Source organism: Pseudomonas sp. FP2254, from assembly GCF_030687695.1.
Classification (GTDB): Bacteria; Pseudomonadota; Gammaproteobacteria; order Pseudomonadales; family Pseudomonadaceae; genus Aquipseudomonas; species Aquipseudomonas quebecensis.
Window position 1 is genome coordinate 1,327,865 of sequence record NZ_CP117444.1, and the last position, 25,658, is coordinate 1,353,522.

Below are 25,658 nucleotides of genomic sequence, written 5' to 3' on the forward strand. Positions count from 1 at the left end.
GATAGCACATGCAGATCATCGTTGAGGACGGGAACGGCAGGCCAGACGCGAATAGCTTCGTGCCGCTGGAGAAGCTGACCTTCTACCGCGACTACTACGGGTTCCGGATACCTGAAGCAGAGGCTGAGCAGGTCGAACTGCTGCTGCGCGTTGCGGCCGACATCAACGGTCGCCAGTGGAAAGGGCGCAAAGCCAATCCTGAACAGGCAATGGCCTGGCCCCGACGTGACTGCAAGATCGAATACCAGACATTGTCTGAGACGTTCGTGCCCTTTGAGCTTGAATGGGGTCAGGTACGGCTGGCGATCGAGCTGTATGCAGCAGAGCAGGGCTTTCAGATCGAAGAGCCGACCCACTGTACCGAGCCAAACGGGCGGCGGACTCGATTGAATCGAGATACGCCAGGCCTGCGTATGCGACCGCCGCCATATGCGCCGAGCAGGACACAGTTCGCCGATTACCTGGTCATGCGCGGGCTTTCGATAGTCCGATAAACCACAGAATTCACACCAAGCCGCCCAATGGGCGGCTTTTTTATGCCCGTCAGGCGGGCCAACCAAGTCCCCAGGGGATACCCATGCCATTTGAATTTGACCCGGCCGCCGCTGGCCTCACCCTCGACGCAACTCAGACCGCAGCCCTTCAGGAGGCGCTAGGCGGAAAGGTTCAGGAGTATCTGGACAAGGAAGTAACCGGCCTCAAGTCCAAGAACCAGGAGTTGCTGGGCTCGAACCGGACCATCAAAACCGAACTGGACAAGCTGAAGGGGCAGTTCGAAGGCCTGGACATCGAAGCGGTCAAGGGGCTGCTTGCGAAGGTTGGCCAGGACGAAGAAACCAAGCTGATCGCTGAAGGCAAGCTGGACGAGGTGATCACCCGCCGCACCGAGCGCCTGCGCAGCGACTACGACACCAAGCTGAGCGCCGAGAAGACCCGCGCCGACAAGGCCGAGCAATTCGCCGCCAAGTACAGCGACAAAGTGCTGGCCGATTCCATCCGCGCTGCTGCCATCAAGGCCGGCGCGCTCCCTGAGGCTGCCGAGGACATCATCCTGCGCGCCCGGGGCACTTTCAAACTCAGTGAAGACGGCGAGGCGATCGCAACCGACCGTGACGGCGAGGTCGTTTACGGAAAGGACGGAAAAACCCCGCTGTCGCCGCTCGAGTGGGCGGAATCTCTGCGTGAAACAGCAACACACCTGTGGCCAAGGGCTCAGGGTGCCGGGCAGACCGGCGACAACGGTGGCAAGGCCACGAAAAAGTGGGGTGAGTACACGGAAACCGAGCGCGCAGCGATCGCCCGTGACAACTCTGAGCTCTTCAAGAAAATCCAGGCCACCAAAGGAACCTAATCCATGCCTACTACCCAATTGACCGACATCTTCGTCGGCGACTACTACGCCTCCCTGGCACCGGTTAACAGCCCGGAAAAGACCGCTGTGTACGAGTCGGGCATCGTGACTCGCTCGCCCGTGCTGGACGCGATCGCCTCCGGCAGCCAGGGCACTGCCGAGATCAGCTACTGGCAGGATCTCAACGCCGATGAAGCGCCGAACATCAGCAACGACGACCCGAACGACCAAGGCGAAGTCGGAAAGGTCACCCAAGACAGCATGCGTGCCCGCGTTCTGTACCTCAACAAAGGCTACGGCGTCACCGACCTGACCGCTGAGCTGGCGAACAGCGAGCCTCAGCAGCAGATCCGCAACCGCTTCGGCACCTACTGGACCCGTCAGTGGCAGCGTTACACCCTGGGCGCGGCCCGCGGCATCATCGCCTCGAACATCGCGAACAACAGCGGTGACATGGTCATCGACGCGGGCGCGACCATCAGCGCGAACGCCTTCCAGGATGCTGCGTTCACCGCCGGCGATGCCGCTGACCAGTTCGGCGCGATCGGCGTGCACTCGGTCGTGATGAACCAAATGGTCAAGCAGGACCTCATCGAGTACCTGCGCGACTCCGACGGCAAGATCATCCTGGCCACCTACCTGGGTAAGCCGGTGTTCATGGACGATGCCCTGGTATATGGCGCGGGCAAGTACCTGTCCGTGTTCTTCGGCCAGGGCGCTTTCGGCTACGGCGAAGGCACTCCGAAGGTGCCGGTAGAGCTGGAGCGTAAGCCGGGCGGCGGTAACGGTGGCGGTGCCGAGGTGCTGTGGGAGCGTAAAACCTACATCCTCCAACCCGCCGGCTTCAGCTGGAAGGGTTCCGAGGCTCAGAACCTCAGCCCAACCGCGACTCAGTACGCCTCCGCAGGAAACTGGGAGCGCGTGTTCAACCGCAAGCAAGTTCCGTTCGCCGCCGTCATCAGCGGTACAACCACGCCGTAATCCGGCCCACACAACCTGGCGCCTTTATGGGCGCCGGGGTGCTTTTGAGGTGACTCATGAAAGTGATCTACACGAACAATCCGGGCAATGAGCGCGGCGTGTGCTACCGCCTGCTGAGCGAGTTCTTCGGCGTGATCGGCACCGCTACCGAGGTGGTGGTTGATGGCGATGCCCCGGACATCTTTGACGCCTACCAAGCGGCCGGCATCAAGGTGTCCGACGGCAAGGAGCCAGAGATCAAAGAAACCGACCCTCTGAAAATGAAGGTCCCCGAGCTGAAAGAATGGCTGACTGAGAAGGGCATTGTCTTCGACCCGTCCGCCAAGAAAGAAGACCTGCAGGCCCTGGTGCCAGCGGAATAAGGACAAGCACATGACCGACTTCATCACCGTTGCCGATGTTGACGCCCAGCTCGGTCCTGACTGGGCCGGCACCGGTGATCCGGTCCTTGCTGTGACCATGGCCAACGCCTGGCTCACAGCCAAGATTAAGCGGGTTGTTCCTGATCCGGTTCCGGCCGAGATCAAAACAGCCGGTGCCCAAGTCGCCAAAGAGGCAGCAGCGGGCAAACTGTACACGGCCACCCAGAAGGAAGTGCAGAGCAAAACGGTCTCGGCTCAGTCCGGCACGTCCGTGAGCAAGACCTACGTGGCAGGCTCTACCGATCAGTCGGCGGGCGTCAACTTCGCCCTGGCGCTGCTGGCACCTTGGATCACGCGCTCCGGCGTGATGATGCTGAAAAGGATTTGATCATGGGCATGCGCGAAGAGATCCAGGCCGAACTGGCTGAAGCGTTCGATGATCCTGATGGTTTGGCCGATGCAGTCAAGCCGGTGACAGGCGCGCGCAAGGTCGCTGGCGAGTATGACCCCGATCTGGGCGGCGAAACGCCGGAGACCACTGTAACGTACTCGGGGCGCGGCGTTCTTGGCAGCTACTTGTCCAAGGAAATCGACGGCTCTCTGATCCAGACCACCGACAAAAAGTTGTTGTTGCTGCAAAACGAGCTGTTCGTATCGGAGGCTGGCGTTCCTACGGCGGTACCGGCTGCCCCGGCTATTGGCGATATCGTCAACGGTTTGCGGGTGATGAACGTGTCTGCGGACCCTACTGACGCGACGTGGACGGCGCAACTGAGGAAATGATATGGCGACCCAATCCGGCAGCTTCGCCCTGAGCCTGGCCGAGTTCGCCGCCCAGACCGGTGAAGCCATCGATGCCAGCGTGCGTGAAATCATCATCGAGGTCGGAAGCAGCCTGATCCGCATGTCTCCCGTGGGTAACCCGGAGATCTGGGCGCAGAACGCAGTGGCCACCCAGTACAACAAGGCCGTCGACGATCACAACAGCGCGCTGCGTAGTGACCCGGCCAACCTCACGAAGGGCGGCAGGCTCAAGAAGGGCCGCAAGCTCAACGACGGCATGGACATCAAGGCGCCTGAAGGCTACGTCGGCGGCCGGTTCCGTGCGAACTGGCACATATCGCTCGGCGTGGTCGAAAGCGTCACCTTTGACGAGGTAGACCCGAGCGGCGCGGAAACCACGGCCGCGCTGGTCGCTGCAATGAGCGACTTCACCGCCGGCCAGATGGCCTACATCATCAACAATTTGCCCTATTCCATCCCGCTGGAGTTCGGCCATTCCACCCAAGCGCCCGGCGGTATGGTTCGGGTAACCGTGGCTCGCTTTCAGCAAATAGTGCTGGAGGCCATTAGGAACAACCAGGTATGAGTCACGCACGCGCTCGTCAGGCCATAGAAACGAAGCTGGCCGCATGGGCGGCTGCGCGCCCAATACGAGTGGCCTATCCAAATCAGCCGTTCACACCGAATTCGTCTGAAACCTATCTACGGGCTTTCCAGTTGCCGGCCAGCACCACCTGCCGCTATCTCGGCGGGGATGCCTACGAGTACTCAGGTGTGTACCAGATCAGCATCGTGTGCCCCTCTGCCCAAGCCATGGCCATAGCCGAGTCACTTATAGACGAACTGACCTGGCTGTTTCGCGTCGATACGCCACTAGCACGCAACGGGTTCGAAGGCTTGATCACCGAACCAGTAGACCAGGGACCAACTATCACAGAGTCGGCGACCTACACGGTCCCGGCCAGCTTCACCTATCTGGGTGTCGCAGACCAACTGCCCGCTGGGGCATAACCTACCGCCGTCAGGCGGGCACTCAAGAGGAAATACATCATGGCCGCACGCTTCCCGCTGCCGAACGGCGCTGTGCTGGAGATCGCCAGCGTTTTGGGATCTGCCGTACCGTTCACTGCCCTGACAAATGCCAAGCCGCCAGTCGCCGCATCTGTCGGCCATAGCATCGAAAACGGTGATGTCCTGCTGATCAATTCCGGCTGGGCTTTGATCAATGATCGCGCAGTAAAGGCATCTAGCATCACCGCTGACGCTTTTTCTCTGGCCGGCCTAAATACCACGAACACCGACAAGTACACAGTCGGTGCTGGGGCTGGCTCGGTGATCCCTGTTTCCGGCTGGACGCAAATCTCGAAGGTCACATCTTTCACATCCTCCGGCGGCGAGCAGCAGTATCAAACTGTCGGCTACCTGGAGGATGACGACGACAAGCAGTTTCCAACCAACCGCAACCCGACCACGATCACCATCGTGGTAGAGGATCAGCCAGCGGCGCAGTACGTCGAAACCGTCGAAGGCTATGACGATACCAAGGAACTGGCTGTGGTCCGCATGAAGCTGCGTAACGGCGATCAGATCCTCTACCCGGGTTACGTGAGTATCACTCCGGATCCGACCATGGAGCGAAACAACGTGATGACGCGCACCATCAGCATTGGGCTTTCGGCTCGCTCGCTCCGCTACTTGGCTGGCGCATAAGGAGCTCCCATGGCAAAGATCAGGATTGCCCAGAACCCAACATTCAAGGCATTTGTATTGATCCCGATTGTTGGGGAGGAGCCCGAGAAAATCGAGTTCACCTTCAAGTACCGGGATCGCCCAGGGCTCGCCGCGCTGTTCGATGATTGGAGCGCAAAGGGAAAGGAGATGCGCGCCAGTTTTGGAGTCGACACCACATTGTCCGATGTCGTCGCGGCCGAGACCGAGCTTCAAGTGCAGCAGATCAAGGATCTGGTCGTTGGCTGGGGCTTCGATGACAAGTTCGACGATAAGGGCATCCAGGCCCTTGTTAAGTCCTGTCATGGAACCGCCGAAGCGGTTGTTAACGCTTATCAGAGCGCGTTCAGCCAGGCTCGCTTGGGAAACTGAGGGCGGCAGCCAGCGCGATGTATGCAAGCGGTCAATCTGCTGAGCAGTTGGCTGCTCTCGGGCTTACGGCTGCCGACCTCGATGAGGAAGATGTGGAAGTTTGGCCCTGTAACTGGCCGGCCTTTCTCTTGTTCAACCGCATGTCCACCCAATGGCGAGTTGGCACTGGCGGTGCAGTCGGTCTCGATTACAGCAGCATTCGCGACGTGGCCGGCTTCCTCGGCATCAAGAAAAAGAAACTAGCTGAAATCTTCCCTGACCTTCAGGTGCTGGAAGGCGAAGCCCTGCGCGTCATGGCGGAGGAAAGGGAAAACAGCCCGTGAAGACGGGCACTTATTCAAGGTGAGTCGATGAACATTGCAGAACTCGGCGTCAAGATCGACTCGGCCGATGCAATCCAGGCAAAAACGAGTCTGGATGAAATGGCGAAGGCCGGCGGCCGGGCCGAGCAGTCCGCCGTTTCGCTGATGAACGAAATGCAGGCGCTGGAAAAGTCTCTTTCCACCAGCGCCAAAACCACCCAGGACCTGGCAAAGCAGCGTGACGCTCTCGCTAAGCTGACCAAGACCGGCGCCTACGGTGAGGCCGAGGCGGCGAAGATCTCGGCTCAACTCGATAAGCAGCAGGTGGCTTTGGCAAAGTCCGCTATGGACGAACAGAAGGCCCTCAACAGCCTGCTGGGGGCTATTGATCCTGCCCGCGCGGCGCTGGCAAAGCTGGACACGCAGGTCGAACAGCTCGGCAAGCACCTCGACGAGGGCCGGATCAGCCAGGACCAGTACAACAGCGCTCTGAGCAAGATCGACAAGGATTACGGAAAGCTCGAAAAGACCGCCACCGGCTTCGACAAGCTGCGGCTCGGTACTCGCCAGGCCCAGGAAAACGTCGTACAGCTGGGTAATGCGCTGTCGTCCGGTGATTGGGGTAGCGGCGTTCGTGCTGTCGCACAGTTGGGTGCCGGTGCGGGTGCAGGAGCTGCCGGCCTGTTGGCTATCCTGGCTCCTCTGGCGCTGGCTACCGCCGCCGTTGGCGGTTTGGCCTACGCCTACCACAAGGGTAGCGAAGAGCAGGATAGCTACAACAAGTCGCTAATCCTCACCGGCAACTACGCAGGGGTGAGTGCTGGGCAGTTGGGCGACATGGCTCGGCAGGTCAGCGCAACCATGGGCACAACCGGTCAGGCTGCCGCCGTTCTGGCAATGCTGGCGGACAACGGCAAGATTGCAGGCGAGAGCTTTGCCAGCATCGCCCAGGCCGCCGTGTCGATGCAGGAAGCCACCGGCAAGGCCGTCAGCGAGACGGTATCCGAGTTCGTCAAGCTTGCGGATGAGCCAGTCAAGGCATCTGCGGCGCTGAACGAGCAGTACCACTATCTGACAGCCTCGGTGTTCTCTCAGATCGCCGCCCTGGAAGAGCAGCGCGACCACGCCGGCGCTGTGAAGCTTGCAACCGAGTCCTACGCTGACGCCATCAACGAGCGCACGCCAAGAATTCTGGAAAACCTGAGTTTCTGGGAGAAAGGTTACAACGCTGTCGCGCGGGCCGCCGATAGCCTCAGCAATATCGGGCGCCCGGATATCGGCGCCGACATTGAGCAAGCTCGTCGAGACCTCGCGAGCGCGCAATCCGGCGACGTCGGCTTGTTCCAAAACAAGCAGGAGATGATTGATCTCTATCAAAATCGCCTGAACATGCTCGAGGACCAGAGGGCGGCTCAGGCTGAAATCGCCAAGCTAGAAGGCGATCAGGCGAAGGCTCAGCAGTCCGCAATCACTTCGATGCAGAAGGTTGACGCACTCACCAAGTCGTCGTGGACGAATGAGCAGAAGCGGGCTGACGCGCTCAAGGACTACAAAAAACAACTCGACGATATCCGCAAGGTAGCGCCGAACGATCCTCGCCTGGCTCAGGCAGCGGTCGATAAAAACATCGCCAACATCAACGACAAGTTCAAGGACCCGAAAGCTGCCGGTACGCAGGTCGATCTGACCAGCTTCAACAACGCCAAGAACGACCTGGCGGCGATCACCGACACCTACAAGAACTATCAGAAGGAACTGGAAGCTGCTCAAAAAGCCGGCCTGCTGTCGGAGGAAGACTACCTGCTCCGCCGTCAGGCCCTGATCGGCAACGAACTCGACCAAACGACGGCAGCATACGAGGCAGAAATTGCAGCGCTTGAGGCAGCCAAGGGCAAGAAGTCCACTTCGGCTGCGCAGAGCATCCAGCTGGACCAGAAGATCGCCGACGCGCGCGCAGGGCTGGTCAAGGCGCAGAAGGATGCCGACAGCCAGCTTGAGGTGTTGGCGACCAACGAAACCGGGCGCCTGGCAAAACAGGAGCGGGCGATCAGCACCTACGTGCAGGCGCTGGGGCAGCAACAGCGGGCTTTGGAACTTGCAGGTCAGCGTGCAGTGCTCGGCGTGGGGCAGGGCGATCGACAGAACGCGCTCAGCGGCGAGCTGAACAGCCAGCAGGACCGGTTTGCGCAGCAGTCGCTGGAGTTGGCCAGCCAGAAGTCTGATCCCTCGCGCAACATGTCGGAGGAGGAGTTCACTCGTAAATCTCAGGCTCTCGCAGACGCGAACAAGGCCGCGACGGACCAGATCCGGCAGAACTATGCGGATGTGGAGAATGCCCAGGGCGATTGGACGAAAGGCGCGACGGCAGCCTGGGATAACTACCTGGATTCGGCGCGCAACATCGCCGGGCAAACAAAAAGCCTGTTCGGCAACGCCTTCAGTTCCATGGAGGATTCCATCGTCAACTTTGCCATGACCGGTAAGGCGTCGTTCTCGGACTTCGCCAAATCGATCCTGGCCGACATGGCGCGCATAGCGACCCGCCAAGCCAGCTCCGCATTGCTGGGCAGTCTGGTTGGTGCGGCGGCGAGCTACCTCGGCGGCAGCGCTGCTGGAGGTGGCAACGGAATGGCCGCCGGCTCTGCCGGTGCTACATCTTCGAACTTGGGCGCGTCCTCGGCCGGCTACTCCAGCACCTACTTTCCGCAAGCCAAGGGCGGCGCGTGGTCTGGCGGCGTCCAGATGTTCGCCGACGGCGGTGCATTCACGAACTCCATCGTCAGCAAGCCCACCGCGTTCGGTATGGCCAACGGCAAGACCGGCGTCATGGGTGAGGCTGGAGAAGAGGCGATTATGCCTCTGACCAGGACGTCGAGCGGCAAGCTGGGCGTTATGGCGATGGGCGGCGGTGGATCTGGTGGCACACAGATCAGCGTCGAGGTGCATATCGATGGTGACGGTAACGCGATGTCTACCGCTGACACGCCAGGCTATGACCTGTTCGGCAAGGAGCTGGCGACCTTTGTAGAGCAGAAGTATCAAGAGCTGCGCTCGAAGGATATGCGCCAGGGCGGCGTCATCAACAAAGCAATCAAGGGGCGCTAATGGCTATCGAACGATTCACCTGGGCGACGGAGAAGGGCGCGGAGGGCGATATAGCCCAGCGCGTCCGCTCCAAGAAGTTCGGCGATGGATACGAGCAGTCGGTCGAGGATGGCCTCAACAACCGGTCGCAATCCTGGCCGGTGACCTTCACTGGCTTGAAGCCTCGCATCAAAGACATCATGGCGTTCCTCGATCGACACAAAGGGGCGAAAGGCTTCCTCTGGGAGCCGCCCCTGGGTGAGCTTGGCCTCTACAAGTGCAACGGCTACAAGCCAGTGCAACGTGGTGGCCAGGTCTACGCCATCACCGCCACCTTCGAACAAACCTTTCACCCCTGAGGCCTGCCCATGGCACTGATCACGGACATCCAGAAACTGGAGCCCGGCGGCGAGATTCGCCTATTCGAAATTGACGGGACCGAATACGGCGCGGACTACCTGCGTTTCCACGGTCACGCGATACCGCACACGCCAGAGGAATTGCTGGCCTATGAGGGATCGGAAGAGGATCTGCCCACCAAGTCGATTATCTGGCAGGGCCAGGAGTACGCGGCCTGGCCGGTGCAGATTGAGGGTATCTCCTCGAGCAGCGACGGCACCGCCTCTCGGCCGACGTTCGCCGCGGGCAACGTGAATGGGCGGGTTACAGCTTTGTGCCTGGCCTTCGAGGACATGCTCAAGTTCAAGCTGACGGTCCGCGAGACTCTGGCCCAGTACTTGGACGCGGCAAACTTCCCTGACGGCAACCCAGCTGCCGACCCGACTCAGGAGGCGCTCGAAATCTGGTACATCGACCAGAAAACCAGCGAGGACGGCGAGGCGGTGGTCTGGGAGCTGTCCTCTCCGGGCGAAATCGATAACCACGGGCTGCCCGGCCGGCAGATGACAACGTTCTGCCACTGGGCCATGACCAATGGTTACCGCGGGCCAGATTGCGGCTACACCGGCGCCGCCATGTTTGACGACGAGGACAACCCAACGGACGACCCCGCGCTGGATCAGTGCAAAGGCTGTCTGTCGTCGTGCAAATTGCGCTTCGGCGAGAACAACGAACTGTCCTTCGGTGGATTTCCTGCCGTTTCCCTCATAGCCCGGAGCTGATCATGCGCAAGAACATCATCGCGGCGATCCAGGCGCACGCGGCGGCGGAATATCCGCGCGAGTGCTGCGGCCTGCTTCTGGCCGTCGGGCGCGCACAGAAGTACTTCCCGTGCCGGAACATCGCCACGGAGCCGAACGAAGAGTTCCGGCTGGATCCCGAGGACTACGCCGCTGCGGAAGACCTAGGTGAAGTGATCGGCATCGTTCACTCGCACCCGGACGCTACCAGCAGGCCGTCACCGCATGACCTGGCCATGTGCGAGGCCACGGCCTTGCCCTGGCACATTTTGTCGTGGCCCGAGAGCGACATGCGCACGATCATGCCAACGGGCAGCACGTCGTTGCTCAAGCGTCCGTTCGTGCACGGCGCCTGGGACTGCTGGCAGGTCTGCGCCGATTGGTACCAGCGCGAATGGGGTTTGGAATTTGAAGCCTTCAAGCGCACTGATGGCTGGTGGGAGAGCGCAGAAAGCACCAGTCTGTACGAGGCGAACTACGCCGCCGCTGGCTTCGAGCGGGTCGACACCCCTCAGCGCGGCGACATGATCGTTATGCAGGTCGGGCGCACGGCTCACCCGAACCATGCCGGGATTTACCTGGGTACCGATCCGGCGTTACCAGAGGAAGAGTCGGGCGCCTTCGGGCCTGGCCCCTTCTTGCTGCACCACCTGTACGGCAGGCCGTCCGAGATCATCGTCTACGGCGGACCATGGCATGACCGAACACGCCTGATCCTCAGGCACAAAGACAGGCGTGCATCATCTGATGTGAAGGAGGTACTTCAGCAAGTTAATGGACGGTGAGCAGCAGTGGGTTCTCTTCTTCAAAGATGTTTTGCTCAGGCATATTTCTGGAGAAAAACCCCTCAAATACCACCTGGAATCTCTCCCGACAGTCGTATAGCTGTGCTCTCTTGAGGTTACGTATTTTGTAGCCGTCATTCCGATCGAGGTGGCAGCCAAATGAAAGGAAACAGTGGCTGAAGATGCGAAACACCTGCCAGTAGAGCTGAGGGTCGATTTCCTCTTCCTTGGCCAATTGGTAGAGAGCCCACTCTAAGAGCCAGTATTCATCTTGTGCCCAGAGCGCGTGCTCGTGTAACTGGCCATTGAATGAGTTTTCGTCGTAGTCATCGCACCGCGGGAAGTTTCTTTGAACTACAAATCGAGGGTCCATCACGAGGTTCCTTATGTCTGCGTGGCAGACAGTTCTTTATCCACGACGATGATCTAAGCTCGGAGGGCCACATGCAAATCATACACCGCTACATGCTGACCATTCATGACCTCTTCACCATCACCGGTGGCGGTATCTGCGGCGCTGAAGCCGAAGTCGCCATTCTTGATGGCGGTGTCGAGATGGATCGCGTGAAATTTTCCGGCAAGTGCCAGAGCAAAGGCGGCTACAGCCGCAGCTACCATGGCAAGTCAGGGCTTCAGGCTGCGCTTGTATCTGGTCCGGGTAGAATTGATTTTGGCTTGGCGCAGGCAGCCGCTATCTAGGCTCTTCGCCACCGCCCATGAACTCATCGGTTCCGAGCCTGTGCGACCCATACCTCACAGTGTGGCCATTACCCAGGCGCTCGGCCTCTATCTCCGCGACATGCTTGTCGGCGTAGATGTCAATAAAGCTCCATGGATCATTACGGCCCACTGCCCATCCCAGTACCCACCCAGGCATGTCTGGGTCTGCAGGTAGATTCTTTGCGAGGCTTCTGATTGACATGCCCTATCCCTGGCTGCTGTATATGAAGGCGCAAAGCTACTACGGCTGAATCCAATCCCGTTACTGGGTTTGCGTCCAGGCTGGATGGGTGGACAGGGGGCTTTCCATCGCTCTGCTGTATAGTGCTAAAGTGCCATCTTTTGCTAGGAGCACTGAAATGGTCAGCGGAACTTTGCTGCGGGTTGCCACGGAGATTGAAATTGCGAGGCTTCAAAATCTGTTAGAGCAAGACACCAATAACAGTATTCGGGCGGTGCGCAATGGATCTGAAGTTCTGGGCGAAACTGTGCTTGCGATCTTGCATGGTGGCAAATATGCCGGTTTCTGCACGTTCAGAGCTGGCGGCAATGAAATCTTCCCACTAGTTGTCTTCGGCCCATTTCGCGGAATCGGGGTAGGCTTCTCCGCTATGCAGCAGCTGATCGGGATGTTGCGGGAGGACGGGATCCGAGACGTGAGCATTGAGGTGCTACCAGGGGCCGAAGCTTTCTGGAAGAAGGTATTTGCCGGCTTCCCAGAGACAGCTCACTTTGGTGGAAAGAACTTTACATACGCCATTTAATGTTTCACTTAGGAAGCCCAGCCCCGCGCTGGGCTTTTTGCATCTGCCCCTCAGTGCTACAGTCCAGCCAAACCAAAGAGGGAACGACATGGACATGGCGTCAAGACTTACCCCGTACGGGTTGACACATGGATAAGCTTGATCGCTTAAACGATCTGCTGCGTGGGCATGACTGCGTAATGTCGGTCGACATCAAATTCGACGAATTCAAATACGATTTGGTTTTGACGCTGTCTGCCACTGCGCCAGGCTTGAATGCGGTGTCGCTCATTTTTCATGATATCAGCGCTCTTGAGTTGAACGGATTCGGTGGTGGCCTGACCCAGTTCATGCGCCTTGAAGCATCTCGGGTGGATAATGGGCTCGACAGAATTCGCTTTGAAATGAGAGATGTCGGTGACGATAAAATATCGTTCAAATTCTCCACTTTCGGCGAGTCAAATTTTTAGGAGTGGGCATGCGGATTTTGATAGCGGCTGTAGCGGTGGCGATGCTGGCGGGATGCGCCTCATCGGCGATTTCGGTGCGTGATGCGAAGCCGGTCCCGTCGGACGAGGTTTATGCCTTCCAGACTAAACCAGCTGGCGAGAGCGGAAAAATCACCGTGGTGCGCGACTCCGGCGCGGTCGGTTCTGGCTGCGACATCGTTGTTTATGTCGACGGGCGCAGGGCTGCAAAAATCGGAACTGGTCAGCGGGCCACATTCTACCTTCCGCCGGGGTCGCCCAATCTCGGCGCAGGCCTGGCTGGCTCTGGCTTGTGCGCGGGCGCTGCAATTCGCACCATCGCAGCAACGGTGCAGCCAGGCAAGGAAAGCCTGTACCGTATCAGCGGCGACATGGCCGGGTTCTACATAGGGCCTTATGTCGATTACAACTGAATCAAGAAAACTTTGAATTCGCCTCCGGGCGGTTTTTTTATGCCTGGAGAAAGTTGTGCATAGCTCAGCCATCAACTACCAACCGATGACCACCATTCGTCTGCATGGGCAACTCCGGCAGTTTGGGAAGTCCTTCAGGCTCGCGGTAAACTCGCCGGCCGAGGCCATCAAGGCACTATGCGTGCAGATCCCTGGGTTCGAGCGGTTCCTGTCTAACGCCAAGTCGCGCGGGCTTGAGTTCGCGGTGTTTCGCGACAAGCGCAACATCGGTGAAAAGGAGCTGAACTACAGCGGAGCCGGCGACATTCGTATTGCACCCGTGGTGGTGGGGAGCAAGCGAGGCGGCATCCTTCAGACCATCGTTGGCGCGATACTGATCGTTGTGGGCGTCATTTTTTCCGCGACCCCCTTCGGCACACCGCTTATTGGCGCCGGCATCGGCCTTGTCGCCGGCGGCGTTATCCAGATGCTCAGCCCCCAGGCCGGCGGCCTCAAGACCAGCGCAGCGCCCGAGAACACCCCCGGCTACGCCTTCGGCAGCGCCAAGAACACCACGGCCTCCGGCAATCCTGTGTCGCTGTGTGCCGGTCGCCGGCGCTGGGGTGGTGCGATCATCAGTGCCGCCATTTACGCCGAAGACCAGATGTAGGGATGTTACGGAAGATTGGCTGTGGTCGGCCTTGGCTGTTTCCTAAAGTTAGATGTTCGAATGTATCTAGCGAGCTTCCATAGTCCGTTACCGATAGCCGCCAATACGACAACCACGAAGAAGTCGAAAATTCGTGCTCCGATGAGTTCAGGCGTCATAAATGTGGTAAGCATTTTCACTGTGGTGACGAACATATATACGGTGAAAATCCAAAAACCGACTGACACTGCGTAAACCGGTATCGAAAAAGTTGTGCGTAGCCAGGTGGGGGCTTTATTCATCAGCGGTTACTTCCTTGAAAGCTGAGTGGAGCTCCCATGGTAAGGGCTTCTCGCGCCAAGTCCAGCACCGTTGCCGACATACAAATGCCAACACACCGCCCACGAGGCGGTTTTTTATTGCCTGGAGAAAAGCATGGGCGCAGCACGCAAAATCGATGTTTATGGCGCCAAGGGCGGTTCCGAAAAGCCTAAAACCCCAACCGAGGCACCAGAGAGCCTGCGCTCAGTCGCCATTGCGAAAATGCTTATTGCTGTGGGTGAGGGCGAGTTTGACGGTGCCCCTACCGCGAAGGACATCTTTCTCGATAACACGCCGCTGCAAGACCCGCAGGGAAACATGAACTTCCCGAACGTGAAATGGGAATGGCGCAGCGGGGCTGTGGACCAGTCCTATATTCAGGGCATCCCATCGGTCGAGAACGAAACAACCATCAGCACCGAACTGCGCAGCGGCACACCTTGGGTTCGAGCAATCAACAATACCCAGCTCTCAGCTGTACGTGTGCGCTTTGCTTGGCCTGCGCTCCAATCGGTTGATTTAGGCGGCAACATCAACGGCTACACGATCGGGTATAAAGTCGAACTCGCAACGGATGGTGGCACGTACCAGGAGGTTTTGAACGAGGCCGTGTCCGGCAAGACAACCAGCCTGTACGAGCGAACACGCCGCATCAATTTGCCGCGCGCGACAACCGGGTGGCTGCTGCGCATCACTCGACTGACGGCCAACCAGAACAACAATAAAATCTCCGACACCATGCAGATTGCCGGCTTCACCGAGGTGATCGACGCGAAGATTCGATACCCGAACACCGCGCTGCTTTACATCGAATTTTCTGCCGAGCAGTTCCGCAGCATCCCTGCGGTGACGATCGAATGCGATGGTCGTAAATGGCAGGTCCCGAGCAACTACGACACCAGGTCGCGCACCTACACGGGTGTCTGGGACGGAACGTTCAAAGAGGCCTGGACCGATAACCCTGTTTGGCACACTTACGGCATCACCACGAACGACCGTTTCGGCCTCGGCCGTCGCATCAAGCCGTGGATGGTGGATAAGTGGGAGCTCTACCGCATCTCCCAGTACTGCGATCAAATGGTGCCGGACGGAAAGGGCGGCCAAGAGCCGCGCTTCATCTGCAACCTGAACCTGCAGAGCAAGGCTGACGCTTGGTCGCTATTGCGCGACATCTCCACCATCTATCGGGGCATGACTTATTGGGCCCAGGGCCAAGTGTTCACGCTGGCGGATATGCCGCGCGCTACTGACTTCGATTTCGCCTACACCCGTGCGAACGTCATCGACGGCAAGTTCACCTATTCGAGCGCATCGGAGCGAACCCGTTACACGCGGGCTCTGATCAGCTACGACAACCCCCTGAACAACTACGACACCGACGTTACTGTGGTAACCGACCAGAAGCTGCAGCGGCGCTACGGCGACAACCCGCTGGAGATCAGTGCCATCGGTTGCACCCGCGAATCCGAGGCTCAGCGCCGCGGTAAGTGGGCGCTGCTCACCAACTCCAAGGATCGAGCGGTTACCTTCAGGGTCGGTATGGACGGGCGTATCCCGCTGCCTGGGTATGTAATCCCGATCGCTGACGAGCTTATTGCCGGCCGGCCTGTGGGTGGGCGCATATCGGCGGTGAATGGCAAGGTCATAACCTTGGACCGCGACACCCAGGCCAAGCCCGGCGACCGGCTGATCCTCAACCTGCCCGACGGCAAGTGCGAGGGTCGCACGGTTCAGCTTGTCAGTGGCCGGCAGGTCACCGTGACCGTCGCCTATTCCGTGCCGCCTGAGCGCGAGTTGGTGTGGGCGCTGGATGCTGACGACCTGGCCATTCCGCTCTACCGCGTGGTGAGTGTGGCCCGGCCAGAGCCAGGCGTGTTTGAGATCTCGGCAGTTCAGTACGATCCGAGCAAGTTTGCTCACATCGACACCGGCGCGCGTCTGGAAGAGCGCCCGATCAGCGTGATTCCGATCACGGTGGTACCGGCACCGGCCAGCGTCACGTTGACGTCGAGCTACTCGGTGAATCAGGGCATCGCCATCAGCACCATGAACATCTCGTGGCCGGCCGTCACCGGCGCCGTCGCGTATGACGTGGAGTGGCGCAAAGACAGCGGAAACTGGATCAAGGTGCAGCGCACCGGCTCCACGAGCGTCGACGTCACCGGCATCTACTCGGGCGCCTATCTGGCCCGTGTGCGCGCGGTGAGCGCGTTCGACATCTCGTCGGTGTGGAAAAACTCCGTCCTCACCGACCTGCAAGGGAAGGTTGGCCTACCGCCTGCGGTGTCATCCCTGACCACTAAAAGCGAACTCTTCGGTATCAGCATCAAGTGGGGCTTCCCCGCCGGTGCCGAGGACACCCAGCGTACCGAGCTTTGGTATGGCCCGGCGAACAACCTGGCGGCGGCGACCAAGCTGGCCGATCTGGCGTATCCGCAGGCCGATTACCGCATGCAGTCGCTGCTCGCTGGCGCAACCCTGTTCTTCTGGGCGCGCCTGGTGGACCGCACCGGCAACATTGGGCCGTTCTACCCGGTGGTCAATGGAGTTATGGGTCAAGCCAGCTCGGACGCTGGGCCGATTCTTGAGCAGATCAAAGGGCAGATTGACGAAACCGCCCTTGGTCAGCACCTGAAGGACCGAATCGACCTGATCGACGGAAACGGTCCAGGCTCTGTGAATGGTCGCATTGACGCGGCCAAGGATGAGCTGGAGCACCTGATCGGGGAGGTTGTCGATGCGCTGGAGTACGTGCCATCCAAGGCGTACGCGCTGAACGACATCGTTCGCGTGGGCCAGCACCTGTACCAGGCCAACGGCCCGGTGCCGGCGAATAACCCGCCGCCGAACGCCACCTATTGGACCGACATCGGCACCGTCACGCAGACTGTCAACGCCCTGGTGACCCAGGTTCAACAGAACTCGGCGACGATTAACCAGCACGGCCAGGACATCACCGCCCAGGCCTCGCAGCTGAACGCCGTGAAGGCCACGGTAAACGATCCTGTCACCGGCGTCACCGCAACGGCCAGCGGGCTTAGCACCCTAAAGGCCACGGTGACCACGCTCGACGGCAAGGTCACCACCACGGCGCAGCGGGTCGACGGCATTTACCTGCAGGTCAACCCGCCGCTCCAGGGCGACGACAGCGCGCTGATGGGCTCGGAGGCCAGCTACGTCGGTGTGTGGTCCACTCAGTCCGCTCTCATTGAGGGCGACCTGGCGCAGGGCCAGCGCACGGATGTGGTGGAGGTTAGCGTTGCGGCTAACGCTGCGGCGATCGTCAGCGAGCAAACCGCACGCATCAATGCCGACGGCGCCCTGTCGTCCAGCATCGAGACGGTTAAAACGTCCGTGAACGGCAACACTCTGGCCATTCAGACCAACACCACGGCCATTCATACGGTCGACGGCAAGGTCACTGCGAACTGGTCGGTGCGCATGCAGTACGAAACCGCCACCGGCCTTTACAAGTACGCCGGGATCGGCCTGGGCTTGGAGAATGGGCCTGGTGGCCTGCAGTCGCAGTTCATCATCGACGCCGACCGCTTCGCCATTGGGCAGGCCGGCACGGTGCCGTTCGCTGTGCAGGGCGGGCAGACCTTCATCAAGGCCGCGTTTATACAGGACGGCACGATCACAAATGCGAAAATCGGTAACTACATCCAGTCGAACAACTATGTTGCCGGGCAGACGGGATGGAAGTTGTTCTTCGACGGAACGTTTGAGATCAACAGTTCATTGGGGGCCGGTCAGGCGCGGCAGGTTATTAACAACGCTGGCGGCACGGTATTTGACGAGAATAACCAGCGCCGCTACCAGTGGGGGTATTTCCCTTCATGAGCTATGGGATAAGGATTTGGGGGCCTACTGGTGTTCTAGAGCTTGATGAGAACTCCTTTACAGTCGGAGTTATCTATTCTGCCCTGGTCCCAAAGTCGGCTGGTAGATTCATTGATATATCAGTGTCTGGTGTTGAACCTACCAAGTATTCGGCAGTTTGCATTCCAGTCGGTGCTTACGATACCGGCGCGCAGTTCAATAGCGCTATCGGTTTTATTCCTGAGGTATTAAATGGAATAGTTAGGGTTTGGTTCGGCAATAGACAAAGCTCAAACGGTCCTCTTGGTACTACTACGCAAAGACTACTTGTAATGAGGTATAGGTGATGCCTTACGGAATGAGGTTCACAAATGGCTCTGACGTCGTAACGCTTGATTCTGAGTTCTCCAGGCTGACCGTCTTGGAAAAGGGCGCGTGGAGCGGTACAGGCGCTGGAGTTTATGTGCCATTCGCCAAAACCATTACCACCGATGAGCCTCCCTTAATATTCGTTCGACCAAGCCAATCAAACACATTTTGTTTTTGTTTGGTTCGTGGCTCTCAGGGAGCATGGACTGGTTTTTCATTTTCTGGGGTAGTTGGTCAAGCCACCTCAGGAAGCTGGTTTGCTGCCGCTTTCAAGTCGGTGCCAACCGCAAAGTACGGTTTTCGTCTTTGGGACGGCAGCGGGAAGTTGCTTTTTGACAATGGTACTCCGTGCGCGCAATTCACGAGGACTATTAGCAGTTGGTCTTATCTTGGGGCAGTTCAAGATCCTCAAGGACAAACGCGACTAAGTTGGACGGCTCCATCCAGCCTGGCAACTGGCGACTATATGCTCTTGAACAACATTGCTATGGATGTTGCTGGGCTCACATCTAGACAAGGGAATATGTATGCAGTCTGGCAGTACAACAATGACCGATTGGTGATGCAAGTCGTCGGGGTTGATATATCAAGTACGCTCTATAATCCGGTGGTTTTCGCCAAGCCGGTTAGTTGAATTTTTAATTAATTTGAAGAGGCTTTAATTTATGGCAAGACAAGAAATCAACCTCGGCACGGCGCCAACCGGTGCCGGTGGAGACACCACGCGTACCACTGGCGTGAAGATCAACGCGATGACGACAGAGCTGTATGCGCGCAATGCTTTGTTGGGTACAGCTTCAAATCGCAACGTGGGTCTTCTGGTAGGCAATATTCAGGACGTGGGCTCGCCCGCGCCAATGGCTGGTAACTCTGCGTTTGCCGAGCAGGGCAGCCATTTTATTAACTACGGCGACAATACTACCGTGGTGCCGCCAGGAGGCGCCTATTGGTCGGGCATTCGAGCGCAATACCCATTCCAGAATTGTGCGATGGACCTGGTGGCTCAAGTGGTCACAGGAAACAGCATGAACCTGATGTTTCGCACGATTGCTCAGAACGGTGGTGGCGATCCATGGCGCAAGATCTACCACGACGGCAACACTACCAGAGGCTCGGGTGGCGCGCTTTCAGCAGCATCGCCAATCGTGCGCATCGCAAACGTTGCTGACAGCAATCGCCTTGATTTGCAGGAAAGCACCTTTGAGCCCGCTGGCAGCTGGGGAGTGGCGAATGATCAGGCTTACGGCGTTTCGGTTGAACGATTGAGCGTCGGTGAGTACCGCGTAACCGGAAGCCTGGGGCTTGCCCTGGAAGGCTGGCGAACGCACGACCCAAGCTCGCCAGATGGCGGCCGCATGCTGGGCATCACGGATAGTCAGCAAGCGGACGACGGTTCCATTGTGGTCCGGCTATTCAAGCAGCGCTGGACGCTTAGCGATGACGGCGAGATGGTTCCAGGTCGTGGCGCACCTATGGACGTGCCCCTCAACAGCTGGATCGATGTGCGGCTCGAGATGCCCAAGGCTGAATCGCCACCGCCCATGACCGCAATCGAAGAATAGTAGCCCGCCACCGAGCGGGCTTTTTTACGCCTGGAGAAGGCCATGCCGATCACCGAGCAGCAGTTGCTGCAGATACTCCCAAACGCCGGCCGCAATGCCGGCGTTTTTGCTCCTGTGTTGAATGCGGCCATGGGCCGGCACGCGATCGTGATCCCGCTGCGCATCGCAGCATTCATCGCTCAGGTCGGGCATGAGTCGGGCCAGTTGCGATACGTGCGAGAGATTTGGGGGCCGACGAAGCAACAGGCCGGGTACGAAGGTCGTGCCGATCTGGGCAACACCGTGAAGGGAGACGGCTCCAAGTTCCGCGGGCGTGGCCTGATCCAGGTCACCGGGCGCGCCAACTATGCCGCGTGCGGCGAGGCCCTGGGCCTGGACCTGATCAACAAGCCTGAATTGCTTGAGCTGCCCCAGCACGCCGCCATGTCAGCGGCCTGGTTCTGGTCGACCAAGGGCTTGAACACGCTGGCGGATCAGGGGCAGTTCGCGAAGATCACCCGGCGGATCAATGGTGGGCTGACCGGCCAGGACGACCGACAGGCGCTGTACGACAAAGCGCTGAAGGTGCTGGCATGACGCCGGTGCAGAAGCTGGCTGGCCTGGTGCTGCTGGTATTGGTGCTAATGGCTGGCGCCGCGGGCGTGACCTGGCAGGTGCAGGACTGGCGGATGGGCAAGAAGCTATCCGAGCAGGCCGGCCTGCATCAAGAAGATCTGACCAGGATCAGCATGGCCGCTGCCGCCCAGGCCCGCGCCGATCAGAGCAAGCGACTGGCCACCGAGCAACAGCTCGCCATCCAGGACCAACAACACACCAAGGAATTATCCGATGTCCAACGTACCCAAGCTGCTCTGCGCGATCGCCTTGCCACTGCTGATGTGCGGCTGTCAGTCCTTGTCGACGCAGCGGATACAGCCAGTGGCTGCAACATGCCTACCGCCGCCGGCGCCGTCGGCGTGGTTCATGCAACGCGTCGAGCCCAACTTGACCCAGCGCATGCTCAACGAATTATCGCCATCACCGATGCCGGCGACCAAGGATTGATCGCGCTGCGGGCGTGCCAGGCGTATGTCAGGGCCATTGCGCCCTGACATAGATTCCCGGTCGCAAAAATTAGCATGACCCCAACAAACACCCACTTTGCAAAGGATTGCAAAAATGACAAACCCAATTGTTCCATGGATGGGCGGCAAGCGTCGCTTGGCTGATCGCCTTATTCCTCTGTTCCCACCGCACGAATGCTACGTTGAAGTGTTTGCTGGTGGTGCTGCGCTTTACTTCATGCGCCCTCAGGCCGCCCCGGTCGAAGTTCTCAACGATATCAATGGCGACCTGGTGACGTTGTACCGGGTTGTGCAGAACCACATGGAGGAGTTCGTACGCCAATTCAAATGGGCCCTGAGCTCGCGCCAAGTGTTTGAGTGGCAGAAAATGACCCGACCGGAAACCCTCACCGATATCCAGCGAGCTGCCCGTTTTTTCTACTTGCAGCACCATGCCTTCGCCGGGAAGGTCAGCGGCCAGACCTTCGGCACTGCCACTACGGGCCCGGCTATTAATCTGTTGCGGATCGAAGAGAACCTTTCCGCAGCCTGGCAGCGCCTCTCCGGAACCTATGTCGAAAACTTAGGATGGCTCGAATGCGCCGAACGCTACGACCGGCCCCACACCTTCCACTACATGGACCCACCTTACTGGCAGACCGCGGGCTACGGGGTGGACTTTCCGTTCGAAAACTATGAGCGAATGGCCGACTTCATGCGTCGTTGCAAAGGCAAGGTCATGGTGAGTATTAACGATCATCCTGATATTCGGCGGGTGTTTGAAGGGTTCCACTTTGAAACGCTGGAAATCCGCTACAGCACCGCCAATCAGCGCCAGGGAAAAGCCGAGGTCAGCGGCGAGCTTGTGATCATGAATTGGAAACCCTCCGACCTCGGCGGGCTGTTCTAGGGTGCAGGCTGTATCAGGTTGGGCCCCTTGTTCCGCACATTGCCCACGGCCGGGTCGACCTTGAACCATTCGAACACCTCGGACGGCTCGCCCTGGTGCAGTACCATCTGCTCGGCGCGTTCCTTGGGCGTGGCCGGGGCCAGCCATTCACGGGCCAGTTCAGGATTCAGCACTACGGGCCGCCGGTCGTGGATGTCCACCATTCCGCCCGCGCTGTCGGCGGTGATGATCACGAAGCCGTCATGCTCACCTGCGCCTTCGTCAGCGTTGGGCAGCTGGCCGATAGCTGCGCAGTAGATCGGAGCCCCGTCGCGCCGGCGGATCAGGTAGGGCTGCTTCTTCGGGCCTCCTTCATCGACCCATTCAAACCAGTTATTGATCGGTGTGATTGCCCGGTGCGGCCAGATCGCCCGGAAGAACGGGCCGTGGGCGACTTTCTCGACGCGCGCATTGATCGGCGCCGCGCGGTCCTTGGCCCAGTGCGGTCGCCATCCCCAGCGCACTGGATCAGCAAGCAGCAATTCGCCCTGTACATGGAGCAGGGCGACTTGGGTGGTGGGGGCGACGTTGTATCGTTCCAAGGGCAGCTCGCCAACCGAGTTGACCATGGCGTTAGGCATGCTGAGGGCCGCAACGAAGTCATGAATGCCGCTGTACTGTGAAAGGCGTCCGCACATAACTGTCTCCGCTCGTCGGGCTTGATGAACAGCCGCTCCCCGGCCGATCTCTACACTGTAGACACCGGTACCGGAGATTCGTCATGACAACCGATATACAGCAGGTCAACGAAATGGAGGCGTGGCATGCGCTGCTCAACGACGCCGAATTCACAGCAGGCGGCCCCGAGTATCGCTATGAAACGCGTCTCTCACTGGCGGACAACATGCTGGAGCGAGGCGTGATCGACAGTGGAGAATGGCGCGAGCTGGTCGAGGAAGCGTCCGCCGCCTATTCCGACGAATTAGGCTGAGTGACAGCTGTACTGACAAAGCCGTTACCTGCGCAGTTGCTGCAATCCTCGCGTTGTCCGAATCGGTCCAGGCAGGCACCACACTTGGCGAACTGCGCGGAGAGCAGTAGAGGACGGGCCTTGCGATAGCTCTCAAAATCGCGGACTTCCAAGGCGACCTGTGCGCAATCTACCAATGCACGATAGGTGTCGGCATCGCAGATGACTGGGTAAACCTGCCCATAGATAAATTGCGCAGTCTGTACCAGGTCGTACAGCTCGCCAGATGGCGCGGTAAGGACCAACCCATTTATCGCCCAAGCCTGGTTGTCGCTGCGAAACACCAAACGCAAGTCAGTCTTATCGCGAAATACCTTTCCATCAAACCCAGCAGCACCTGGGCCGATGGCTGAGTAATATGTGTTGCTACGGATGTAACCGACACACCGCGCTGTCGCTCGTTGAATGACGTCATAGTAGCCGCCGTAGGTGTACCCCGCGGGAGTGGTGGCAAGCTCTTCAACGGCATGCCAGTAAGCCGCGTCGGCCAGCTCATCCATCTCAAATTTTTCCATCTCATCAATGACGCCTGCCTCCAGCATGTCGCTAGTCTCCCATCGGCACATCGTTCGATGAGCTTCGGGGTTATCCATGCGGGATGCGTTGTCGTCGAGGATTCTTCGCCATTTGGCGAGCCATTCCTTCCTGAGTTCTGTAGGGGCCATTTGAGTGACTGCTTATTTATACTGTATGCGCATACAGTAATCGAGGCTTCGCGGATTGGGGAGTGGTGTTCGTCGGCAGGACGCCGGGGAGGGTGGTTCACTGTCTAATACTGCCTAGTGTTAGCCCGGTTTTATTGCTCCTAAAGCGTCCAAAATGACGCTAGAGTTTTAGACAGAGGAACCTTAAAAGCCCCGCGTAACGCGGCTTGCGCATCGATCAAGCCCATACTGCTGCATCATCGGGGTGTGGGAGGATAGGTCTGAAATTGCTTTGTTCATCAATGGTTTAGAGTGGTTCTGATAAAAGAGTGGGGCAGAAATGGGGCGAAATCCAAACAGGTATCGACCAGATTTCTGTTGAGTTGAGTGAGGTTAACATAGGGGCTGGTAGAGATCGCCAGTCGAGGCTATGTTGAGGTGGACGCCATCACCTAGCTATCACCCAAGGCTAAAGCAAAATGAAAAGCGAGTTCCCAGTGTAGTGGTCTAATGAAACCGGACACCCATTTAGGCGAGAATGCTCGCCAGATCGAGGTGTCAGATGACCAAACAACGCCGCTCCTTTACTCCTGAATTCAAGCGCGAGGCTGCCGACCTTGTGCTCAAACAAAACTACAGCTACATCGAAGCCAGCCGTTCGCTCGGCATTGGTGAGTCGGCATTGCGTCGCTGGGTTGACCAGATTCAGAAAGAACATAAAGGCGTCACCCCGCAGAGCAAGGCACTGACTCCGGAACAGCAAAAAATTCAGGAGCTGGAAGCCCGGATTGCTCGGCTTGAGCGAGAGAAATCAATACTAAAAAAGGCTACCGCGCTCTTGATGTCGGAAGATCACGAGCGTTCGCGCTGATTGACCAGTTGAGGGCACATGAGCCGGTTGATTGGCTGTGCAAGGTGTTTGACGTCACTCGCTCGTGTTACTACGCCCAGCGCCTGCGGCGCCGCACGCCGGATGTTGAACGGCTTCGATTGCGGAGTCGCGTCAGTGAGCTGTTCTCGCAAAGTCGCAGCTCTGCGGGCAGTCGCAGCATCCTGTCACTGATGCGTGAAGACGGTGAGCAACTCGGTCGATTCAAAGTGCGTAGCTTGATGCGCGAGCTTGATTTAGTCAGCAAACAACCCGGCTCCCATGCCTACAAACGAGCAACAGTAGAAAGACTGGATATCCCGAACACATTGAACCGCGAGTTCGGCGTGCCTGCGCCCAATCAAGTCTGGTGCGGCGATATCACCTACATTTGGGCGCAAGGAAAGTGGCATTACCTGGCTGTCGTCCTGGATCTTTGTACGCGTCGGATCGTGGGCTGGGCGCTGTCGGAAAAGCCAGACGCTGAACTGGTGATCAAAGCGCTGGATATGGCTTACGAGCTGCGTGGCAGGCCTTCGGATCTGCTATTCCACTCTGACCAGGGATCGCAATATGCAAGCCGACTCTTTCGCCAGCGGTTATGGCGATACCGCATGCGCCAAAGCATGAGTCGACGAGGAAACTACTGGGATAACGCACCGATGGAGCGCGTATTTCGCAGCTTGAAAACAGAATGGATACCGACCGTGGGCTATCGAACTGCGCAGGAAGCACAGCGCGATATCAGCCATTTTTTGATGCATCGGTACAACTGGATTCGGCCTCATCAATTCAACGATGGGTTGGCACCAGCGCGGGCCGAGGAAAAACTTAACGTCGTGTCCGGGATTAGTTGACCACTACATAAATGAGGCTACGTAGGAGCTATGGCGCGAATCTACTTGTTGTTGGTTGTCCGAAGATTTTGTTTTTGTGCCGAGTCCTTTTTAGGCTAGTACGCGGCTGGCTTTTAAGTCAATGCTTGTTGCTGTTTTGTTTTGCGGGCGTAAGTTGGGTAAGTGACACCCACTTACGCACGTGCTTGGGATCGATGCCCTATAGTGGCCGTTTTTGTTGGGGTTGCTCCCGTAGGCGTTGTCATGCTCTCCGCTAGCAGTGCTTTAGCGGTCTAGCGATAGCATAATGGGTTTTAACGTTTTAACTGCAAGGTACATAGGTACATAGGTACATAGGTACATAGGTACATAAGTACATAAGTACATAAGTACAT

The 25,658-nt window shown here is 58.5% G+C and carries 32 protein-coding genes; 28 read left to right on the plus strand and 4 right to left on the minus strand.

Features of this window, described 5'->3' with window-relative positions:
* Positions 1-8 precede the first annotated feature (8 nt).
* The 15 genes from PSH94_RS05990 to PSH94_RS06060 all read left to right on the plus strand — a co-directional run bounded on the left by PSH94_RS05990 (position 9) and on the right by PSH94_RS06060 (position 10,887).
* Positions 9-494 carry a DnaT-like ssDNA-binding protein gene (locus PSH94_RS05990; RefSeq protein WP_305436828.1) on the plus strand — a complete coding sequence of 162 codons (486 nt, stop codon included), beginning with the start codon at positions 9-11 and terminating at the stop codon, positions 492-494.
* 83 nt (positions 495-577) lie between these two features.
* The gene (locus PSH94_RS05995; RefSeq protein ID WP_305436829.1) at positions 578-1,351 is read left to right on the plus strand and encodes a hypothetical protein; all 774 of its coding nucleotides are present in this window, start codon (positions 578-580) and stop codon (positions 1,349-1,351) included.
* Positions 1,352-1,354: 3 nt separating this feature from the next.
* Positions 1,355-2,332: a major capsid protein gene (locus PSH94_RS06000; RefSeq protein WP_305436830.1), complete on the plus strand. Its 978-nt coding sequence runs from the start codon at positions 1,355-1,357 to the stop codon at positions 2,330-2,332.
* A gap of 56 nt (positions 2,333-2,388) precedes the next feature.
* Positions 2,389-2,694, plus strand: a complete 306-nt coding sequence (locus PSH94_RS06005; protein ID WP_305436832.1) for a HeH/LEM domain-containing protein — start codon at positions 2,389-2,391, stop codon at positions 2,692-2,694.
* Between the two features lie 10 nt (positions 2,695-2,704).
* Positions 2,705-3,082 (plus strand): hypothetical protein, encoded by a 378-nt coding sequence (locus tag PSH94_RS06010; protein ID WP_305436834.1) that lies wholly within the window; start codon positions 2,705-2,707, stop codon positions 3,080-3,082.
* Between the two features lie 2 nt (positions 3,083-3,084).
* Positions 3,085-3,477, plus strand: a complete 393-nt coding sequence (locus PSH94_RS06015) for a hypothetical protein (RefSeq protein WP_305436835.1) — start codon at positions 3,085-3,087, stop codon at positions 3,475-3,477.
* A 1-nt stretch (position 3,478) separates the two neighbouring features.
* Positions 3,479-4,063: a hypothetical protein gene (locus tag PSH94_RS06020; RefSeq protein WP_305436836.1), complete on the plus strand. Its 585-nt coding sequence runs from the start codon at positions 3,479-3,481 to the stop codon at positions 4,061-4,063.
* Positions 4,060-4,488: a phage tail terminator-like protein gene (locus PSH94_RS06025; protein ID WP_134657770.1), complete on the plus strand. Its 429-nt coding sequence runs from the start codon at positions 4,060-4,062 to the stop codon at positions 4,486-4,488. Before PSH94_RS06020 ends, PSH94_RS06025 begins: the two co-directional genes overlap by 4 nt.
* A gap of 39 nt (positions 4,489-4,527) precedes the next feature.
* The gene (locus PSH94_RS06030) at positions 4,528-5,187 is read left to right on the plus strand and encodes a phage tail protein (RefSeq protein WP_134657769.1); all 660 of its coding nucleotides are present in this window, start codon (positions 4,528-4,530) and stop codon (positions 5,185-5,187) included.
* Between the two features lie 9 nt (positions 5,188-5,196).
* On the plus strand, positions 5,197-5,577 hold the full coding sequence (locus PSH94_RS06035) for a phage tail assembly chaperone (RefSeq protein ID WP_134657768.1): 381 nt from the start codon (positions 5,197-5,199) through the stop codon (positions 5,575-5,577).
* A 17-nt stretch (positions 5,578-5,594) separates the two neighbouring features.
* Complete coding sequence (locus PSH94_RS06040) at positions 5,595-5,900, plus strand: DUF1799 domain-containing protein (protein WP_305436839.1); 306 nt, start codon at positions 5,595-5,597, stop codon at positions 5,898-5,900.
* A 27-nt stretch (positions 5,901-5,927) separates the two neighbouring features.
* The gene (locus PSH94_RS06045) at positions 5,928-8,984 is read left to right on the plus strand and encodes a phage tail tape measure protein (protein ID WP_305436841.1); all 3,057 of its coding nucleotides are present in this window, start codon (positions 5,928-5,930) and stop codon (positions 8,982-8,984) included.
* On the plus strand, positions 8,984-9,322 hold the full coding sequence (locus PSH94_RS06050) for a phage tail protein (RefSeq protein WP_305436843.1): 339 nt from the start codon (positions 8,984-8,986) through the stop codon (positions 9,320-9,322). Before PSH94_RS06045 ends, PSH94_RS06050 begins: the two co-directional genes overlap by 1 nt.
* A 9-nt stretch (positions 9,323-9,331) precedes the next feature.
* On the plus strand, positions 9,332-10,084 hold the full coding sequence (locus PSH94_RS06055; RefSeq protein ID WP_305436845.1) for a phage minor tail protein L: 753 nt from the start codon (positions 9,332-9,334) through the stop codon (positions 10,082-10,084).
* Between the two features lie 2 nt (positions 10,085-10,086).
* Positions 10,087-10,887: a C40 family peptidase gene (locus PSH94_RS06060; protein WP_305436847.1), complete on the plus strand. Its 801-nt coding sequence runs from the start codon at positions 10,087-10,089 to the stop codon at positions 10,885-10,887.
* On the opposite strand, the gene PSH94_RS06065 is transcribed toward PSH94_RS06060, so the two are convergent.
* Positions 10,874-11,260, minus strand: a complete 387-nt coding sequence (locus PSH94_RS06065) for an Imm41 family immunity protein (protein ID WP_236264699.1) — start codon at positions 11,258-11,260, stop codon at positions 10,874-10,876. The two genes, PSH94_RS06060 and PSH94_RS06065, sit on opposite strands and share 14 nt — an antisense overlap.
* A gap of 71 nt (positions 11,261-11,331) precedes the next feature.
* On the opposite strand from PSH94_RS06065, the gene PSH94_RS06070 reads away from it, so the two are divergent.
* Positions 11,332-11,586: a hypothetical protein gene (locus tag PSH94_RS06070; protein ID WP_236264698.1), complete on the plus strand. Its 255-nt coding sequence runs from the start codon at positions 11,332-11,334 to the stop codon at positions 11,584-11,586.
* On the opposite strand, the gene PSH94_RS06075 is transcribed toward PSH94_RS06070, so the two are convergent.
* Positions 11,579-11,809, minus strand: coding sequence for a hypothetical protein (locus PSH94_RS06075; protein ID WP_236264697.1), 231 nt, complete (start codon positions 11,807-11,809; stop codon positions 11,579-11,581). The two genes, PSH94_RS06070 and PSH94_RS06075, sit on opposite strands and share 8 nt — an antisense overlap.
* A 157-nt stretch (positions 11,810-11,966) precedes the next feature.
* Here PSH94_RS06075 and PSH94_RS06080 point away from each other — a divergent pair, with 157 nt between their 5' ends.
* The 10 genes from PSH94_RS06080 (at position 11,967) to PSH94_RS06125 (ending at position 21,906) form a co-directional block, all read left to right on the plus strand.
* Positions 11,967-12,371, plus strand: a complete 405-nt coding sequence (locus PSH94_RS06080; RefSeq protein ID WP_236264696.1) for a GNAT family N-acetyltransferase — start codon at positions 11,967-11,969, stop codon at positions 12,369-12,371.
* Positions 12,372-12,499: 128 nt separating this feature from the next.
* Positions 12,500-12,820, plus strand: a complete 321-nt coding sequence (locus tag PSH94_RS06085; protein ID WP_305436854.1) for a hypothetical protein — start codon at positions 12,500-12,502, stop codon at positions 12,818-12,820.
* 8 nt (positions 12,821-12,828) lie between these two features.
* Entirely contained in the window at positions 12,829-13,251 is a 423-nt protein-coding gene (locus tag PSH94_RS06090) for a hypothetical protein (protein ID WP_122560937.1), read from the plus strand.
* Between the two features lie 55 nt (positions 13,252-13,306).
* Complete coding sequence (locus PSH94_RS06095; protein WP_154949674.1) at positions 13,307-13,900, plus strand: tail assembly protein; 594 nt, start codon at positions 13,307-13,309, stop codon at positions 13,898-13,900.
* Between the two features lie 414 nt (positions 13,901-14,314).
* Entirely contained in the window at positions 14,315-18,043 is a 3,729-nt protein-coding gene (locus PSH94_RS06100; RefSeq protein WP_305436856.1) for a DUF1983 domain-containing protein, read from the plus strand.
* Positions 18,044-18,368: 325 nt separating this feature from the next.
* A complete protein-coding gene (locus tag PSH94_RS06105; protein ID WP_305436857.1) occupies positions 18,369-19,025 on the plus strand; it encodes a hypothetical protein in 657 nt (218 codons plus the stop codon).
* A 31-nt stretch (positions 19,026-19,056) separates the two neighbouring features.
* The gene (locus PSH94_RS06110; RefSeq protein ID WP_305436858.1) at positions 19,057-19,953 is read left to right on the plus strand and encodes a hypothetical protein; all 897 of its coding nucleotides are present in this window, start codon (positions 19,057-19,059) and stop codon (positions 19,951-19,953) included.
* 42 nt (positions 19,954-19,995) lie between these two features.
* A complete protein-coding gene (locus tag PSH94_RS06115; protein WP_305436860.1) occupies positions 19,996-20,529 on the plus strand; it encodes a glycoside hydrolase family 19 protein in 534 nt (177 codons plus the stop codon).
* Positions 20,526-21,044, plus strand: a complete 519-nt coding sequence (locus PSH94_RS06120; RefSeq protein ID WP_286800728.1) for a lysis system i-spanin subunit Rz — start codon at positions 20,526-20,528, stop codon at positions 21,042-21,044. The genes PSH94_RS06115 and PSH94_RS06120 overlap by 4 nt, the downstream gene beginning before the upstream one ends.
* 67 nt (positions 21,045-21,111) lie before the next feature.
* Positions 21,112-21,906, plus strand: a complete 795-nt coding sequence (locus PSH94_RS06125) for a DNA adenine methylase (protein WP_181081220.1) — start codon at positions 21,112-21,114, stop codon at positions 21,904-21,906.
* Here PSH94_RS06125 and PSH94_RS06130 read toward each other — a convergent pair.
* Positions 21,903-22,583: an SOS response-associated peptidase family protein gene (locus PSH94_RS06130; RefSeq protein ID WP_305436864.1), complete on the minus strand. Its 681-nt coding sequence runs from the start codon at positions 22,581-22,583 to the stop codon at positions 21,903-21,905. The two genes, PSH94_RS06125 and PSH94_RS06130, sit on opposite strands and share 4 nt — an antisense overlap.
* 83 nt (positions 22,584-22,666) lie before the next feature.
* On the opposite strand from PSH94_RS06130, the gene PSH94_RS06135 reads away from it, so the two are divergent.
* Positions 22,667-22,876, plus strand: coding sequence for a hypothetical protein (locus tag PSH94_RS06135; protein WP_305436865.1), 210 nt, complete (start codon positions 22,667-22,669; stop codon positions 22,874-22,876).
* Here PSH94_RS06135 and PSH94_RS06140 read toward each other — a convergent pair.
* Positions 22,855-23,580, minus strand: a complete 726-nt coding sequence (locus PSH94_RS06140; protein ID WP_305436867.1) for a hypothetical protein — start codon at positions 23,578-23,580, stop codon at positions 22,855-22,857. The two genes, PSH94_RS06135 and PSH94_RS06140, sit on opposite strands and share 22 nt — an antisense overlap.
* 541 nt (positions 23,581-24,121) lie before the next feature.
* On the opposite strand from PSH94_RS06140, the gene PSH94_RS06145 reads away from it, so the two are divergent.
* A protein-coding gene (locus PSH94_RS06145) for an IS3 family transposase (protein ID WP_305436868.1) occupies positions 24,122-25,284 on the plus strand; the annotation gives its coding sequence in 2 pieces (ribosomal slippage) (positions 24,122-24,377 and positions 24,377-25,284; 1,164 coding nt in all).
* Positions 25,285-25,658: the final 374 nt, after the last annotated feature.